This is a genomic window from Streptomyces sp. NPDC013157, assembly GCF_042899865.1.
Classification (GTDB): domain Bacteria; phylum Actinomycetota; class Actinomycetes; order Streptomycetales; family Streptomycetaceae; genus Streptomyces.
The window spans coordinates 67,107-83,080 of the sequence record NZ_JBIBAK010000031.1; the positions used below are offsets into that span (position 1 = coordinate 67,107).

The window sequence follows — 15,974 nt, forward strand, 5'->3', positions numbered from 1 at the left end:
CGACCATGGCCGACTCGATCGGGGACAGCCTGGACGCCGCTCTGGAGGGGGCCTTCACCCGCCGCATCCCGCAGAGCGCCCAGGCGCAGATGAAATACCTGGTCAAGCAGCTCAAGGGCACCAAGGCCGCCGCGGACGCCCTCGGGATCTCCCAGCGCACCGTGGAGCGGTACGTCACGGGCAAGTTCAAGCGGCCCCGCCGCGACCTGCGCGACCGCATAGAGCGTGAGGTCAAGAAACGGTGGCAGCCACAGATCCGGGCGAAGGCCAGGAAGAAGGCCACGAGCACCGGCGGCCTGGTCGTCTCCACCCGCGCCCGCTTCGGGTTCACCGCCGCGCCGGGCACCACCGACGACGCCCGTATCCGCGACATCACCCAGGCCCTGCCGCCCCGCTGGGCAGACCGGTTGTTCGAGGCCCGCGACGCAGGCGCCAACGAGCGGCAGCTCCAGCGCATCGCCGCCGAAGGCCTTGCGGAGATGTACTTCCGCAACAACAACACCCGCGCCCACGGCCTGGGCGTGGAGTTCACCGACGTGGAGCACATCCAGATCGAGCTGTAGTTCAATCCCCGCCAAAACGCCTCGTCCCCGGCATTGAAGCTGCCGGGGACGAGGCGTTTCGCATCCTACGGGGACCAGCCTGTGACGTGGCCCATGGTCGTTTTTGAGACCGCCTGGGACTCGGCGAAACTCACTTCTCCTCAGCAAGGCTCACTCCCCATCGCCGCTGTCAGACGGCCGGAATCGGAACAGACGACTGAACAGGGGTGCGATAGTTCTTCCGCCCCGGGGGATCGGCAGAAGTCTCAGCGCCGTGCTTGACCAAAAGAGTGACACGCATCACAGAATGTAGATTCCGACCTGCTGTTTTCCGCCCGGCAGCGTACTGAGGCTGTAGCCAGACTGTAGATCAGAAACCTCGTTAAACGCTGTGCTCAGGCCGCGAGTTACAACGTCTAGATCACCCCTCGATAGACTCTCAGAACGCGAAAGGAGCCCTGCGCCCCAACGGGTTTCCTAGGCCTCAAGTTGGGAGGGCTCCTTGCGCGGTGTCCCCAAACGCAAGAAAACGAAAGGAACGCCGTGACCGAGCCTAGCGTGAATTCACGATCCGTGAACAGATGGCTGGCATCCACCCGCAGTCACCTGCGGAAATGGGCTGGCCGTGGTGAACACACTGTTCACCACCACTTCCTCCAAGGGATGGCCTACAAGTTGGGCAGCGGCGCCGTGACGCTGCTGATCCTGTGGTGGAAGACACGTCACTGAGCACGATGCGGGCCCGCAGTCTTCTACGGGCCCGCCCCCCTCACCAAGGGGCCAGGCGGCCGGAGTTCGGTGGGCATGAGGCCGTGTACCGCCTGGGCAGGAGGCCGAGCGCAGGGCCTTGGTGTGGGGACGAGGAGACTCGTGGGGTCAGGAGCTGATGGCCTTGCGTGCCGCGTCGACGAAGTCGATGCGAGCCTGGATGAAGCTGTCTCTTACGGCACCGACCTCGGTATTGGCGCGCTCGCTGCTGTAGGCGAGGAACGGCTCGGTGACGTTGGCCATCTGCGGCGCCAGCGCGGTGAGGCGAGGGAGTTCCTCCATGACTCTCAAGCCCAGAGCCTCCATCTGCGAGGCCCATACGGCCCCGGCGAAGAACCCGGTCACCGGGTCCAGAGGGGTGGCCGCGAGTTCGTCCGCCAGGGCGAGGTGCTGCTGTATGTCGTGCATGAGCCGGAGAGCCCCGTGCAGATGATCCGTCACCGCGGCCAGGGACTCCAGCAGAGGACTCAGCCCAGGGGGCAGATCCCGGCGGTCCACGTCGGCGGGCAACGGGTTCTGAAGCGTGTCGCGGAAAGTGGTGAAGATGCCCGTCATCACCGGGGCGGCCGAAGCGATCGCGGCCAACTGCTGATCAAGGCCGATCTGCTGGCCTTCTTCCACCGCCCGTACCATGCTGCGCAGTTCGACCAGGGCCATAACCGCAAAGTACGGCTCGACGAGCGCGGTGAGTTCCGGGTCCCCTGCCACCGCCCGGCGCAGGTCGTCGAGAGCTGCCGACGCCGCCGGTGGGTCGTCGAGGGAAACGGCCAGCCGGGCCACGTCGGTGGCAACGGCACTCCATCGCAGGGTGGTCTCAGCGCGTGCGCTGAACTCGGGTAAGCCGAGCGGGGCGGCGAGCCGGGCGTAGGCGGTATCCAGATCGTCCAGCGCGGCCTGCATGCCTTGCTGGTCCACGCTGCTCGCCTGCAGGGCGGCTCCGATCACCGAACTCTGTACTGCCGCGGCATCCAGGTGCAAGATCGCGCCAGTCACCTCCACCGCCGCGCTGTACAGCTCCTGGCCGGCCACCGTCAGCTCGTCCGGCCCGTGTATGGCGACGGCGGGCAGGGCGTCGTGCATCAAGCGCAGCGCCGCGCGCAGCGGCTCGTATAACGCCGGATCAAGGCGCTTCCGGGACTCGATGTCACGGCGCCGGGTATGCGCGTAGGCCGGACGCGCCACCGCCTCCCAGGCCGCGTCGGCCGACTCGATGAACTCGGTGGCGCCGTCGGCGAGCTGGCTGGAGGCGCTCTGGCGCTGGGTGCGTAACCACTGCGTGTGCTGGTCTTCGGCTTGTCTCCGGGCGACACCGCGCCCGACGGGGTAGGCGATCGCGGCGGTGACGAGGGTGGTGGGCACGCCGATGAGGGCGGCGAGGATCGTGGAGTCCATATCCGGCGATCATCGCTTACCGTCATGGCCCTGTCACCGATCGGGATGGGTCTGTGTATCACCAGAGCGCCGGAGGACGACGTCCGGCAACTCGCGGGAGCGCGCGGCCGGGATGAAGAACAGCCCGGCCATGCCCAGCCCGGTGAGCACGAGGCTCAGCAGACCGGAGGGCACCGTGGGATGGTCGACGGCCGCGACGCCGCAGAACACCGACACCGCGGCGATGAACAGCAGCACCGTCAGGGGCCACCGTTCCCGCAGCGGGGACGCCGCACGGTCCACCACGCTCGCCCACCACGTGTCACCGACCAGCACGCACAACACCACGGCGGCCGCCGGGATCAGCGTCGGCAGCGCCCAGCGGATGACGTCGCCGGCGGGCAGCCGGTGCTGCCCGGTCAGGTAGCCGACCCGCACCAGCCACACCACATACACCGGCACGCCAACCACGATCAGCACCCACAGCGCGATCCGCAGCGCCCGCCCCGTACCCCGCCCGCACATCCCGCCCCCTCCGTCGTCTGGCCGGAACGTACTGGCGGCCAGCCCGTGCCCGCCAGAGCGCATTCACCGCCACGGTTGGCCGGTTCCTCCTCCGGGCGCCTGGAGCCACTGGCGTGGACAGCGCCCCGGCTCGCCGTTTTACGGCCGCCGGCCAATATGGTCGTGGGCCCGGGACTGCACGACGGACCGGGCACCGCGGAAGCGCGCCTGGGCACCTCGTGTCCCAGGCAGCCATGCCAGGAGTCCGTTCCGGCGCAGGATGGTTCACTCTTCCGGCGTGCGCCCCTCGATCGGGTGACGGCGGATCGGTTGTGCCCGGAATCGACACCAGCCGACGGGAGTACGACGTCTGACGCCCATTCAGCAGGGCCGGATGTGATGTGCGCCACCCATTCCGAGAACCTTCAATGCAGAACTATCGACCTTTCTTGCATTAACCCAGCTCAGAAGGCACGTACCGAACAGGAGTACCCAATGAACACTCACGTTCCGTTCGTGAAGGTGATCTGTGAGTAATAATTTCCGAGGGGTGCATGAGTCTCACGCCCCGAAAATCGACAGGGTGGTGCTCAAGAGCCCAGGCCAACTGAGCTCCCGCACGGGCAAGTTGACCTGTGCCATAACCTGCTCCGGTCCCCGTCACGCAAGGGCCGGCGCTCGCACCGCCTGGAGGCTCCATGGGCATCGGCGACGTCAGCACTGACGCCTCGCCCCAGGACGGCGGCCACGGCCAGCCCGTCCAGGCCCCTCCCGATCTGCCGCTCGACTTCGAGGGCTTCTACCTCGGACACCAGGAGTTCTTCCACGACTTCGCGGAAATCCACCTCGGCAGCCGCCGGGTGGCCGAGGACGTGGTCCACCTGGTGTTCCTGGAGATCCTCGGCAGCTGGGAGCAGCTGCTGCAGCAGGTCGACCTCGAGCAGCAGACCCTCGCCGTCCTGCACCGGGGCGTCACCCGGCGCCTTCAGGCCGACGGGCGCCCGCCGGCGTTCCTCATCAACGGCCCGATAGCGAAGAACCTCGAGGCCGTCCGCAAGCAGCTGGAGCTCGACAGCCGCGCTGGGGGCCTGTACGAGGCGATTCTCGAACTGCCGCCCCGCCAGTTCACCGTCATCGTCCTGCGCCACCTGCTCGGCTACCCCACCAAGCGCATCGCCCGCTACATGGGCCTGGACACCCGCACCGTCGACTACCACGGCCGCAAGGGCAAGGAACGCCTCCGTGTCCGGCTGGGACTGCCCGCCCCGGCCAAGACCCCCAAGAAGGGAGCGGGACAGTGAGCCCCATCGACGAACTCCTGGCCGACGCACGCATCCCCACCACCCCCCGCGACGGCTTCGACGTCGGCGCCGCCCTGCGCCGCCTCGCCCACGACGCAGCCGCCGCCAAGACCGAACCCGACCCGCACATGGCACACTCTGCCCAGGCCGGGCAGCGGCTGTCCGTGGTGTGCCGCTGGATCCTCAACAAGCCCGATGCTGCCGACCACGTCGACCGCCTCGCCCAGGAACCCGCAACCCTCCAGGACGACGGCTCCCTGGACGTCGACGGCGCCCTCATCTTCGCCTGCCTGCTCCACCTCACCGGCCACCCCGAGAGCGCCCAGTTCTGGTGGCAGCTCGCCGCCGGCGCCGGCCACCGCGCCGCTGCGTACTGCCTGCACCTGCACCACCTCGCCCTCAGCGAGATGCGCGAGTCGCGGCACTGGCTCCACCAGGTCACCGACAACGTCCTCGATCCCGAGGCTCCCGACTCCACCTTCCTGTACTTCCTGGAGGCCGTCGCCACGTACGTCCGCAGGACCGGCCTGAGCATGGCCAACCCGCCCACCGCCGGCCTCGAGATGGAAGTCGACCGCCTTGCCACCACGGAGACCGGCCCGTGCATCATCGTCCGGCGCCCCGACCAGCGCCTCGCCGACCACCTCCACGACTTCACCCGCCGCTGACCCCAGGTCTCCGTCGGTGCCCTGGCCGCTTCCTTCCCTTCAAGACATTCACGGCTCAGCACGACTCGGCGCAGCTCGGCAGGACTCGGCTGGCCTTGGTGAATCCGGCTGTCCGACGAGCGACGGCTCAGCGACACCGTGGCAGCCTGTGGCACGACCGTGAGTGCTCAACTCCAGGCCGTTCACGGCTGCTTGTGAAACCGCGGTGGCGCACGTACATTCCACCGCCACGAGCCGAAGCAAGGTTTCTGAGCACGGCATGTGACAGCCTGTGGCCGACGTCACATAGCGGCAGGGCTCAAGTCCCTGACCTTTGGATTTCTGGGGCATCTGGTCGCTTGAGGTCGCTACTGGTCGCTACTGGTCGCTAGGAAATGAACCAGAGTCAGCGACTTGCCCCCGAGGGGCACCAGCTGTCAATGCCGCTCATTAGACTTCCAGAACACGCAAAAGGAGCCCTACGGCCCCAACGGGTTTCTCAGGCCACGAGTTGGGAGGGCTCCCTGCGCGGTGTTCCAGCACGCCCATAAACGAGAGGAACTCCGTATGGACGAGAGTAACGCGAAAGACCAGCCTGAGCACCAGTCCCGGTGGGACCGGCAGCGCACTGCCATCATCTGCCACCTGCGAAAAGGGATCGGCCGACAGGGACAGATCGTCTCCGGCGAGTTCCTGAAGGGCGCCGCGTACAAGCTCGGCAGCGGCGCGGTGACCGTGATCATCCTGTGGTGGGAGACCCGGCGCTGATGCCCCGGCGGGCTCACCCCGGTGGGCCCGCCAGAAGCTGCCGCTCATACGATCTTGGATGGCAACTTCTACGTCAGGCTCTCCCATTCGACCTACCGGGCACCTTCTATGTCTCTAGGCTATGCCCCGTGACAGGGTGCCATCAGGAGCGGGAGAGCTGGTGGGATCAGTATGAAGACGTGCCGTACCGGAGCCAGCTCCGAACCGCGGACCTGACTGACATTGCGCACGGCTACGTCGTCCAACTCGTCTCCGGTGGCGGCAAGACCGTCATGGCGGGAGCACTGCTCGCCCTCAAGTTGCGCGCGGAACGACGCCGCAAAGAGATCAAACAGCAACGGCAACAGCTTGAGATAGATCGGCGGGTCTGTCTGCGGCTGCGCAGAAGCGCCCTGCTGGATTCCACGCCGCCACTCTTGGTTGCTGTCCCGAAGCTGGAGTCGGCGAAGGTCACCGTGGACTTGAACCGCGGCAATTCTTCGCTGCCCTGGTGCGACGAAGAGTGGCCGCGAAACGTATCGCTCGACGCTCGCCTGGCCCTGGAAGACGCTTTCCAAGCACTGGTCTCCGAGATGGCGGGCGCGTTCCTGACGCGGACTCTGTGCGGCCACGACTACGAGTTCCTGGACTCTGTGCCTCCGGTGGCGTCATCGCCGTGCGGAGTGCTTCGGCTGTGCAGCTCGCATGTGCCCCGGGCCCCGGGCGGGAGCGGACATACGTCAAACCTGTCCGTAGAGGACGCCCTGGTCGGGTAGGTGTACGCGATCTCGGGCGTCCATCCCTTCCCGAGGTTCACGTGACGATCTCCTTACCTGAGGCCATAATGCACACATTTGCCTCCTCTCTTCCCGAATTTCTGGGGAGCCTCATGGCTACCTCCGTACTCGCAGCTGCCAGCTGGGGCGCTCGGAAGTTTCGTGCACGCAGCCGTATGAGACAGGCCGACGTTCTCCAGCCTGCTCGTGAGGCCGAAGACGACGAAGGCCAGCCGATGGCGTAGCACACGCTGTGGGCCATCCGAGCAGTGCGGACGGCCCACAGCACAGCGCGAACCTCGGAGGGGGCTCCGAGGGGGCACCGAGTGACCGCCTTCTCTCAAGGACTCTCCGAAAACTCGCCGTCAGAGGAGTGTTCCGCGCCCCACGGAAGGCTCGCCCATGCTTCGTCCAGGATCGGATTGATGACGGGCCGTCCGTCGGCGAGGGCCCGCAGGGACCATCCCGCGGCCGGTGGCTGCTCGATCCGGGCCAGGATCGCCTCCTCCAGAGTGGGGTCCGTCGCGACGACCGCGTCCTCCAGTTCGCTTGCCGAGGCCACCACCGTCGGCACATCCGTGGCCGGCAAGACGTTCCGGAACTCGGGTGTGTTGACCAGGTGGTACGGCTCCACCGTCATCACGATTCCGAACATCGGCCGATCGTGAGGGATGTGGGCGAACTTCGGGTGCCGGTCCCGGATGAGCTTCGCAGTGTTCGGGATCTGCTTCCCGATGGCCTTGCCCAGCTTCTGGTTCAGCTCTTCGCCGAACGTCTGCTGCGGCCCGAGCCGCAGGCCTGCGGTGGGCCGGGCCGACTTGGCGTCCAGCAGCAGCACGAGGCCGGGCAGGACCACGATCCAGTCGACGCTGTTCTGTCCGCCGCCCTTGCCGTAGGCGATCTCGGGATGGACCTCGGCATCCGGGAGCAGCCGCAGATGCCGGCCCACGTACTGCTCGAACAGCTCGCCCAGGTCTCCCGCGAACCGCTCGAACGCCTTGCTGCCGCCGAAGTGCTCTATCCCCGTGTAGTAGAGGCCCATCGGGCTGACCTTGCCCAGCACCGCAGGCGTCACCGGGACCAGGTAGTCGCACCCGAAACCCCGCACCAGGGGCCTGGAGCGCAGCGGGTTGGGCGTGTACCGCCGCATCAGCGGGTCGGACGAGATCAGTCCTGCGGCAGCACGGGCCCGTTCCTCCTCTGCCCCCGTGGCGAAGTGCTGCTCGAGGACCGCCTTCACTACAGCACGGCTCGTGAGCTCCTTGAACACGGCGAGCTCGTTCTCGGGCACCCAGTCCAGGTCGACCCGGCCCTGCCGGTGGATCGCCACGGTGAACAGCATCTGCCCCAGCCCCACGTAGTCCGAGATGGGGCAACCCAACACCTCCTGCTCCCAGCCGTCGACGAGGGCGTTCAGCGGTTTCGTCGGCTCGGTCTGGACCAGCAGCGCCACGCTGCGGGCGAGCTCGGAGAAGTCGTCCTCCTGCCAGGTGAACTGCTGCCCGGCCATCCGCAGCAGAAATCCCGACAGCCGCTCACCGACCGGCAGGTGCCGGTAGAGGTCGTCCAGCGCCACGTACTGGGCGAGGATCTCCTCCAGGTCGTCCACGGCCGCCAGCCGCTGCCGATGCTCGTTCCCGCGGGTCAGTGACACCCACGCGGCGTCGGCGAACGCCCACGGCCGGTATAGCCCCTTGGCGCTTCGGTGCCGGTTCAGCCTCACCCAGTCCTGCTGCCAGTCGACCTTCGTCGGCAGCAACGAGCTCACCTGCGCGATCAGAGGCAGCAGCGAACTGGGCGGGTGACGGCGGACCCGCTGGACGTACTCGCGGTCGGAGATGGGGAATCTGGACGAACGGACCATACGCACGATTCTCCCCGCGTCGGCCCGCCGGACAGGCAGCATTTTCCCTGCCGCAGATACTCAGCCGTGCGAGGGGAAGCCGCGCTCGATGCCGTGCAACAGCGGCTCCAGCTCCTGGACGGCGCCGCACAGTGTGCACAGCTGAACGCCTACCTTCTCGGCAGCGTCCAGGACTTGGTCCACCGTCAGCACGGGTGCGCCCTGCGATGCCTCTTCACAGTCGGGGACATACACGAGGCCGCGGTCGGGTCCGCGCTGGCCGTCCAACTTCTGCAGGACCCAGCCGGTCGGGCGGCGCGGTCCGAGGATCATCCATTGGGCAGCGCTCTTCACCCCCAGCCTGGACGCGTACGCCTACCGCGAGTTCTGCTGGGGTGCCGACCTGAAGCGCACGGATACCGGCTAGGGGCTGCTCCTGACCTTCGACGATGACACCTAGGAGGAGTTCACCGCCGTCGTCGACGAAGTCGAGTACGTGCGGCTCCTCTCGCAGTCCTCCGGGGTCGCCGTGCCCGCCGACCAGGTCGCCCACGTCCTGCGCGACTGACCGGATCTGCGTCCCGAGGCCGCCACCGTCTGGCCCTGATGTGCACCGCGACTGGTCAGGCTGCCGGTCCGGCCGGTTCGCCGCGCAGCAGGTCGGGGCGGGCGTCGGCGAGGGCGAAGGCCCGCTGGAGTCCGGCCACGAGGACGTCGTCGATGCGATAGCGCCGTGCTCGTTCGTCCCGTTGGAGGAGCGGACCGGCGCCGTCCGGGCCGGTACGGCGCTGTACCGCCTTGACGCTGGTCAGGGTGCCGCCGATCTTCGATGGCGGGATCGGCAGCGTCGGATGGTCGGCGAAGTGCTGCTGCACGTCCTCGTACGAGGTGGCGCCGCCCAGCTCGGTGATCCTGCGCAGGATCGCCCGGGCCCCGGGCACCAGCGAGGCGACCATTTGGAACAGCAGCTGGTCCGTCCAGCCGTCGGCAAGGTCGTCGTCGGCGAGGTCCTGCGGGCCCGGACGCGGGTCCGCGGCCGGCGCGTCCGGCCAGGCGACCGGAACGTCCGGACGCAGCCCGTACGCGGCCTGGACCACGGCGATCGCCTGCTCGTAGGTGTCCGTCGCGGTGTCGATCGTCAGCCGCACGACGCCCCCTCCTGTGATGATATGCCCGCCTCCCATCCTTCCTGGCGCCCGGCGTCCACTGTCCACAGGGGAGAGGCTTGACCCTCCCGGCATGAATGAGCAGCACACGAACCTGGCGTCGGCCACGCTCCGGCACAAGCTCTTCGACGGCCTCGGACGGGCCGAACAGGCCCTGTTCACCCGTCCCGCCCCGAAATCCGCGCGAGCCCTGATGAAATTCCTCCTCACGTGCGCCAAGGGCTCCACGGCGGCCGTAGCCGAGCGACTGGGCGTCTCCCGCCGCACCGTGGAGCGCTACGCTCGGGCGCCATCAAGAGGCCCCAGAAGCGCCTTCAGGCGGCTTTGGTCCAGGAGACCGAGGCGCAGTGGCAACCGCAGGTCAGGGCACAGGCAAGGCAGCGCGCCGCCACGTCCGGAGGGCTCGTCATCTCCTGCCGGGTCTACTTCGGATTCGGCCCGGAGGGGTCCTCGGACGCGGGCCGGATGAGGGACATCATGACCGCCGTCTCGCCCGCGCACGCCGACCGAATCCTGGCCGCCCGGGAGGACGGAGCGACGGATGATGAGCTGCACGAGCTGGTAGCGGAGGCCATCGCCGACGCCTATTTCCGCAAAGAAGGCGGCGGGCGCGCGGGCGTACACGTCGAATTCAAGAACGTGGACCGGCTCGATATCTCGTTTTAGCCGCACGGAATCCATGGCTGCTATAAACCTGTCTACGGCTGCCGCGCCCACCGCGCGGCAGCCGGATTTCCTGTCACCGTTCCCTCGATGATTGGGAGGCTCGTGTGAGCACCCCCGCACCCCGATCCCAGCGGCGCCCGCGCGGGTCCGCCCACCGCACGGCCGTGCCCCGCGAGCCGATCGACTGGGCGAAGGTCGGGCGCCGCTCGGTCCGCCGGCGGGCCCGCGGCATGAGCCACCCGGAGGCGGCGGCCGCCCTCGAGGAAGCCGAGCTGCAGCAGCACATGGTCCGCGACCACGAGGACCTGGCTGGCGATGAGCGCGGCCCGGCCGAAGTCGCTGAGTGGGCACGCATCGTGCAGCTGCTCGCCGATGTGGGCGGCGTGTACGACCCGGACGCCGACGCCGTGGTCCAGGACGAGCTCGCCGTCGACGCCGAACGCGAGCGCGACCGGCAGCTGGAGGACGAGCGGCGCCTCCAGGAGGAGGAAGCCGAAGCCACCCGCCGCGTAGCCCTCGCCCCCGACGTCCTGCGCCACGCCCTGCTGCGCACCCTCGCTCGCACCGGCCTGCTGGACTCGCTCAGCGAGGACGAGCGGGCCGCCGTCGACCGGCTGCCTGACTCCGACCCCGCGGCCGCGCTCACCGTCAACGCCCTGCTGGCCCGTGCGCACCAGGTCGGCGCCGGCCTTCGCTCCGGGGACCGTGTCGTGACGGGCGACGCCGACCTGACCTGATGACAGCGGTCGGCCGGTGGCTGCGGCTCATCAGCCTGACCTTCCCGGCCGGAATGCGCCCTCGTCCGGGTGCGGTTCCGTCTTGCCCCTCCCCGTGCTGTACGCCCTGCTGTACGGTCGGGACATGTCGAAGTCAGTGACGATCCGGGTCCCCGAAGACCTTCACGCCCAGCTGCAGGAGCGAGCCGAGACCGAGGGCACAACAGTCACCGCGCTCATCACCGAGGCCGCACGCAACGCAGTCCGCGACCCCCGCCTCGAAGGCGCCGCGGACGTCTTCCGTCAGTTCGTCGCCGACAACGCCGACGCGTTCGACGCGGCCTTCCCCGACGACGCCCCCGCCCGCCTGGATACTGCCGAGATCCCGGGGCGGGCGGCCTGAGGTGGAGCTCCACATCGACATCCGCTGGCTGCTGGAGCGCCAGGCGGACGTGCTGCCCAAGCAACCTTCGGTCCACGACTTCTCCAACCTCGTGGCAGCCGTCGCCCGCCACCGCGTCAACACCCCGCAAGTCGGGGTCACCGTCGACAACGCCTGGCGCGCAGCGGCCCTGATGCACGCCATCATCCGGCTGCGCCCCCTCCCGGCCCGCAACGCCCTGTACGGCGCCGCGATCGTCACGGCGTACATGGACGCTGCGGGCGAGGCCGTCGACCCGCCGTACGGCGCCCTGATCGACCTTGCCCGCGACATCGACGCGGGCCGCGCCGATGGCTACGACGCGGCTGACCGCATCCGCTCCTGGCGGATCTGATCTCAGGGTTGCGCGGTGCATGGTGCCGTGCCGGTTGCAGTGGGGTCCGTTGCTCGGTGTTGTCCAGCTGCTGCTCGTGGGTGGCCGGGGCGCTGCTCTGGATGCCGGAAGACGTTGACACTCCGGCCCGCGGGCCAGGCGGCACAAGGGCGCTGCACGGCCAGCGACCCGCTGCTGCTCGGGCTACTCCGTCTCGCCAGTGGCCCACTGCTCCATCGGGCTCGGGGCCTTCTTCAGCAGCGTGTCGCGGCGGGACTGCGCGGTGGCCCGGGTGACGCCCATGGAGCTGGCCAACGCGCCGTACGAGCCGCCCTGTGCGGCGTGCTGACGTACTGCGGCGTCCCGGATGCCCCCCAGCCGGTTCATCAGCCCGGTGGACATCAGGATGGTGTTTGCGAGGTCTTCGGTGCTCGTCTCGCCGGCGCGCAGCTGCGCGAGGCCATGCAGTACCGAGCCGAGCCGCATGGCGAGCTGCCCGACATCGTCGCCCAGGGCCCGGGCGTCGGCGGTGGAGAGCGGGATCGTCAGGTCGGGGGCGGGGTTGGTGTGCTCGGGCTCGGTGGTCATCGGGGCCTTCCCATGGGGTGGTGGCGGGTGTGGGGCGGGCTCTAGAGCCACTCGAAGGCGCGCCGGACGTCGCCCGCGGCCCCGGCAAGGTTGTCGGCGTGCAGCCGCACGTCGAAGTCGTACGGGTCGTCGGCGGCCTCCATGACGCGCTCGGAGGCGGCGTCAAAGACGCTGGCGAACGCCTCGTGGACCCCGGCGGCCTTGAGGTCCTGGACGATGTCGTCGTGATCAGCGCCGCCACGACGGACGGCGTCGGCGAGCAGCCCCAGCGCGGCGGCCGCGGCCGGGGCGAGCACGGCCACGTCATCGCCGCCGGTGGTGCCGGCGGTCCGTTCGGCTGACGTCTCGACGCTGCTGATCCGGGCGAGCGCCTTCGACTGCTGCTCCATGAGAACTCCGATCGGGTGCACGTGAGAGGGGCGGCGGTGGTGTGTGGGGCCTCCGGAGAGCGTTGACACTCCGAGCCGGGGCCCCGGCGGCACACGGGTGTGGCGAGGTCAGGCGGTCCGGGCGAGGTAGCCGGCGGCGGTGTCGACGAAGGTGTCGTGGGCGACCTTCGCGGCCTCGCGGGCGGCGGTCAGCTCCTGGGCGGTGGCGTACGCGTCGCGCATCGCGTAGGTCAGCGTGACCATGTGGTCGGCGGCGGCGCGCACGGCCTGGTCCTCGATGAGGACGCGCAGCGCCACCAGCGGGCGGGTGACCGCGCTGCGGGTCATGTGGCTTTCGCCGCGCAGGGCGTCGATCCGCTCGGTGCCGGCCTCCTTGAGGACGGCGTCGCCGCGCATCCACATCGCCCGGCGGTGGTCGCTGATCGCGCATGCGAGCGCGGTGACGGCCTCCAGCCGGTCGCGGCGGATCGCCTCGCCGTGGCTGGCGCGGACGCCGCGTTCGGCGGCGCGCTCCTGGAAGCGGCCGGAGACGATCGCGCCCAGCAGGGTGGCGACGATGGCGAGGGCGGCGGTGACGAGGGTGGCTAACAAGGCGGGTCCTCCCGTAGCTGTATGGACTTCAATACACTGTATTGAAGTCCATACGCCGAGGGAAGAGAGCCGCTCATGATTCTTTTCGCCCTGATCCTGACTTGGGCGTTTCCCGCCTGCCGGAACCGTGCGTCCCGATCCGACACTCACCGCCCGCACCACGAAACCGGCGCCGCGCACCAGGCTGTCCCTGCACGCGGGGACCTTTGTCCCTCCTGGCAGGGACCTCTGGTGTCGACACCGACACCAGACACACGAACGGCGCTGCACCGTGAGGGTGCAGCGCCGTAGTGCCAGCCCGGCCGGACCGGGTGGCGGGGTCAGGAAACGGCTTTGAGGTTCTGGCGACGCTTGGCGTCTTCCCGGCGCCGGCGCTTCTCAGCGAGCTGGTCCTGGTAGGCGGCGACAGCCCTGCGGTAGCGATCGACGAAGTCGGTGGAGTTGAGGCGCTCCTCCTTCGGCATCGCCTTGACGGCCGCGATGGCGTCCTCGGGGGAGGCGTAGGCGGCGAGCATGGCGTTGAGCTGGTAAACGCCGGCGCGTTGCTTCTTCACCAACAGCGCTAGGTCCAGGTCGCGCAGCGCCGCGTTGACGGCCGTCCGGCTCAGGTTCAGCATCTGGGCGATGGTGCCCTGGTCGATCTCGATACGACCACCGGCCTCGCTGTGGGCGCGCAGCTTCAGCAGCACGCGGTAGGCCGCGGGCAGCAGATCGAGATCGGCAACGATGCCTTCCGCGTTGACGGCGGCGAAATGCAGACCGCTCACTGTTCGGCCCCCTTCTCCTTCAGCTGCGCCCGCTCCCGGCGCCGGCGAGATCGCTCGTCTGCCCGTTCCTTACGCAGCCGCTCGATCTCCTGCCTCATCTTCTCCAGTGAAGGGAAGCGCACCAACTCGGGCAGGCTCTGGTCCGCGCGGATCTCCTTGAGGGTGACGTACTGGTCGACCTTGATGTACTCGGGCTCCATGGTCTCGGTGCCCGGGATGAACTCCGCTACGCGGTAGCTGTAGGGCGGGTTGAACTGGTACACCCCACGCTTCACCCGGAACACGATGCCGTGCGACATGATCTCGCCCAGGGCCTCGGTCACCTTCGTGCGCGCCACGTCCAGGACGGTCGCCATCTCGTCCTGCGTCAAGGGGATCCGCCCGCCAGCCTTCTGACAGGCGATCATCAGCAGGATCAGCCGCAGCGGCAGCGCCTCGCGGAAGAACTGCGCGATGACCAGGAAGAACTCCAGGCTGTCCATGGAGAACGCGTTCGGCCGCTCCGGCGTCCCGTAGAACTCCATCGGCTTGCGCTGCTCGCCCAGCGAGAGCTTCCGGCCCGGGTACTGCCGTGCGACGTCATCCAGGTCCTTGACGGGCCGCAGGGGCCGATTCCAGGCGTCGGCAGGATCGTCCAGCGGCAACTTCGGCTGCGGCGCCCCCTTGGCGCTCGGACGGCTGCGCTGCGGCTCAGTCGGCACGAGGCTGCTCCCACGTTGTTGATCTCCGGACGCGCAGCAGTATGTCAGCTCTGCTTGAAACCGATGTCGCTCCGACACGACATGCCGCGCAAGTTGTGTCCCCCCAGGGGGGACAGATCTCCCCCCTGCCCGCCCGGCGGTCGACCCGCCAGCAACATCCGCCCCAGATGTCGCCTGTACTTGACACAGGCGCTCCGAAGGTGTCGCCTCTAGTTGACATTGACCGGCCGATGTGCCCCCTCAGTCGAGACAGATCGACCGCGATATGTCCCGCCAGCCGTTACATATCGCGCGATCTGTAACGCGCTGACCTGCGGGTTCTTGATCTCGGTAAGTATCAAGTGGCTGAGGTCTTCCCGCAGGCGCCGGCCGGACCTCCCGTGGCTGAGGCGGCTTCGCGTGCGGGCCCGTGGACCCGCGCAGACCGTAGGCAGCATCAACGGCTCTGAGTCTCGGGTGGCGCCGGCCGTGACGGGACAAGCAGCAACAAGGGCGTGGCGGGCGCTTTTGGTGGGTTCCGCCGCCCGGCCCGGGGGGCCGTTCGGCTCCGGTACCTCCGTACGTCGAATTTCGAGTTTCCCATTTCTGAAGTTCCGTTCTGTGGTTAAGGTCAGCCCAGCGAAGGTGAATTCTGCGGCCTTTATCTGTGCTGGCTTTAGGTGAAAATACAATGGCGAAACTCAGGGGCCTTTATCAGGTGCAGTGGTGCGCCCTATCGTTTCCAGACTCTATCTAGTGCTTCAAAATGATGCATGCGAATCGCTGCCGATCACCCGATGGGAGTAGACACACCCCAGCGGCTCAGGTTCCCCGACCCTCAATCACCTCCCCTCGCTCTGTCTGGACTTGTCCCGCCCTCAACCCGCACCCCGCCTCCCCTCTCACTGCTGCCGCTTTTCCTCCCAGCTCCCCGTGGGGCGTGCACTGTTGGGGCTGGAGCGCAGCGGAGGCCCCGGATCGGGCGGGAGCGAGTGCGGCCGCATCGCGGCCGCTGGCGCGTGGCGCGGAGCGCGGCGCGCCCAACTCACGGGTGCAGCCCGTGAGTTGACGCCGTGTCACGCAGTGACACGGCTGGCGCTCACGCGGAGCGGGAGCGGGCGGGTGACGGCCGTACGAGGGCGGGGGCTGTGGGCGGG

Annotated in this window: 19 protein-coding genes; 9 read left to right on the forward strand and 10 right to left on the reverse strand. The window is 68.5% G+C overall.

Features of this window, described 5'->3' with window-relative positions; genetic code table 11:
* The first annotated feature begins 5 nt into the window (after positions 1-5).
* The gene (gene tpg, locus ACFY6U_RS50710) at positions 6-563 is read left to right on the forward strand and encodes a telomere-protecting terminal protein Tpg (protein ID WP_365800713.1); all 558 of its coding nucleotides are present in this window, start codon (positions 6-8) and stop codon (positions 561-563) included.
* 855 nt (positions 564-1,418) lie between these two features.
* Here tpg (ACFY6U_RS50710) and ACFY6U_RS50715 read toward each other — a convergent pair.
* Both ACFY6U_RS50715 and ACFY6U_RS50720 read right to left on the reverse strand, forming a co-directional pair.
* Positions 1,419-2,702, reverse strand: a complete 1,284-nt coding sequence (locus tag ACFY6U_RS50715) for a hypothetical protein (RefSeq protein WP_390049756.1) — start codon at positions 2,700-2,702, stop codon at positions 1,419-1,421.
* 33 nt (positions 2,703-2,735) lie between these two features.
* Positions 2,736-3,206: a hypothetical protein gene (locus tag ACFY6U_RS50720; RefSeq protein WP_390049758.1), complete on the reverse strand. Its 471-nt coding sequence runs from the start codon at positions 3,204-3,206 to the stop codon at positions 2,736-2,738.
* A 677-nt stretch (positions 3,207-3,883) separates the two neighbouring features.
* On the opposite strand from ACFY6U_RS50720, the gene ACFY6U_RS50725 reads away from it, so the two are divergent.
* The 4 genes from ACFY6U_RS50725 (at position 3,884) to ACFY6U_RS50740 (ending at position 6,656) form a co-directional block, all read left to right on the forward strand.
* On the forward strand, positions 3,884-4,486 hold the full coding sequence (locus ACFY6U_RS50725; protein ID WP_365800719.1) for a sigma-70 family RNA polymerase sigma factor: 603 nt from the start codon (positions 3,884-3,886) through the stop codon (positions 4,484-4,486).
* A complete protein-coding gene (locus ACFY6U_RS50730) occupies positions 4,483-5,154 on the forward strand; it encodes a hypothetical protein (protein WP_390049760.1) in 672 nt (223 codons plus the stop codon). The genes ACFY6U_RS50725 and ACFY6U_RS50730 overlap by 4 nt, the downstream gene beginning before the upstream one ends.
* Before the next feature lie 546 nt (positions 5,155-5,700).
* Positions 5,701-5,901, forward strand: coding sequence for a hypothetical protein (locus ACFY6U_RS50735; protein ID WP_390049762.1), 201 nt, complete (start codon positions 5,701-5,703; stop codon positions 5,899-5,901).
* Positions 5,902-6,029: 128 nt separating this feature from the next.
* Positions 6,030-6,656, forward strand: a complete 627-nt coding sequence (locus tag ACFY6U_RS50740; protein WP_390049764.1) for a hypothetical protein — start codon at positions 6,030-6,032, stop codon at positions 6,654-6,656.
* A gap of 340 nt (positions 6,657-6,996) precedes the next feature.
* On the opposite strand, the gene ACFY6U_RS50745 is transcribed toward ACFY6U_RS50740, so the two are convergent.
* From ACFY6U_RS50745 to ACFY6U_RS50755, 3 genes are all read right to left on the reverse strand, one after another.
* Positions 6,997-8,520 (reverse strand): hypothetical protein, encoded by a 1,524-nt coding sequence (locus ACFY6U_RS50745; protein WP_390049766.1) that lies wholly within the window; start codon positions 8,518-8,520, stop codon positions 6,997-6,999.
* A 60-nt stretch (positions 8,521-8,580) separates the two neighbouring features.
* The gene (locus ACFY6U_RS50750) at positions 8,581-8,832 is read right to left on the reverse strand and encodes a DUF6233 domain-containing protein (protein ID WP_365800729.1); all 252 of its coding nucleotides are present in this window, start codon (positions 8,830-8,832) and stop codon (positions 8,581-8,583) included.
* A 290-nt stretch (positions 8,833-9,122) separates the two neighbouring features.
* On the reverse strand, positions 9,123-9,647 hold the full coding sequence (locus ACFY6U_RS50755) for a hypothetical protein (RefSeq protein WP_390049768.1): 525 nt from the start codon (positions 9,645-9,647) through the stop codon (positions 9,123-9,125).
* A gap of 228 nt (positions 9,648-9,875) precedes the next feature.
* On the opposite strand from ACFY6U_RS50755, the gene tpg (ACFY6U_RS50760) reads away from it, so the two are divergent.
* From tpg (ACFY6U_RS50760) to ACFY6U_RS50775, 4 genes are all read left to right on the forward strand, one after another.
* Positions 9,876-10,331: a telomere-protecting terminal protein Tpg gene (tpg, locus tag ACFY6U_RS50760; RefSeq protein WP_390049769.1), complete on the forward strand. Its 456-nt coding sequence runs from the start codon at positions 9,876-9,878 to the stop codon at positions 10,329-10,331.
* A gap of 104 nt (positions 10,332-10,435) precedes the next feature.
* Positions 10,436-11,068: a hypothetical protein gene (locus ACFY6U_RS50765; protein WP_365800735.1), complete on the forward strand. Its 633-nt coding sequence runs from the start codon at positions 10,436-10,438 to the stop codon at positions 11,066-11,068.
* 124 nt (positions 11,069-11,192) lie between these two features.
* Positions 11,193-11,450 carry a YlcI/YnfO family protein gene (locus ACFY6U_RS50770; RefSeq protein ID WP_365800737.1) on the forward strand — a complete coding sequence of 86 codons (258 nt, stop codon included), beginning with the start codon at positions 11,193-11,195 and terminating at the stop codon, positions 11,448-11,450.
* Position 11,451: 1 nt separating this feature from the next.
* Positions 11,452-11,823, forward strand: a complete 372-nt coding sequence (locus ACFY6U_RS50775) for a toxin Doc (protein ID WP_365800739.1) — start codon at positions 11,452-11,454, stop codon at positions 11,821-11,823.
* Positions 11,824-12,006: 183 nt separating this feature from the next.
* Here the strand turns inward: ACFY6U_RS50775 and ACFY6U_RS50780 are convergent, their stop codons facing one another.
* From ACFY6U_RS50780 to ACFY6U_RS50800, 5 genes are all read right to left on the reverse strand, one after another.
* Positions 12,007-12,390, reverse strand: coding sequence for a hypothetical protein (locus ACFY6U_RS50780; RefSeq protein WP_365800741.1), 384 nt, complete (start codon positions 12,388-12,390; stop codon positions 12,007-12,009).
* 41 nt (positions 12,391-12,431) lie between these two features.
* Positions 12,432-12,779 carry a hypothetical protein gene (locus tag ACFY6U_RS50785; RefSeq protein ID WP_365800743.1) on the reverse strand — a complete coding sequence of 116 codons (348 nt, stop codon included), beginning with the start codon at positions 12,777-12,779 and terminating at the stop codon, positions 12,432-12,434.
* Positions 12,780-12,887: 108 nt separating this feature from the next.
* Positions 12,888-13,370: a hypothetical protein gene (locus ACFY6U_RS50790; protein WP_365800745.1), complete on the reverse strand. Its 483-nt coding sequence runs from the start codon at positions 13,368-13,370 to the stop codon at positions 12,888-12,890.
* A gap of 320 nt (positions 13,371-13,690) precedes the next feature.
* On the reverse strand, positions 13,691-14,137 hold the full coding sequence (locus tag ACFY6U_RS50795; RefSeq protein WP_365800747.1) for a MarR family transcriptional regulator: 447 nt from the start codon (positions 14,135-14,137) through the stop codon (positions 13,691-13,693).
* Positions 14,134-14,838: a hypothetical protein gene (locus ACFY6U_RS50800; protein WP_365800749.1), complete on the reverse strand. Its 705-nt coding sequence runs from the start codon at positions 14,836-14,838 to the stop codon at positions 14,134-14,136. The genes ACFY6U_RS50795 and ACFY6U_RS50800 overlap by 4 nt, the downstream gene beginning before the upstream one ends.
* Positions 14,839-15,974: the final 1,136 nt, after the last annotated feature.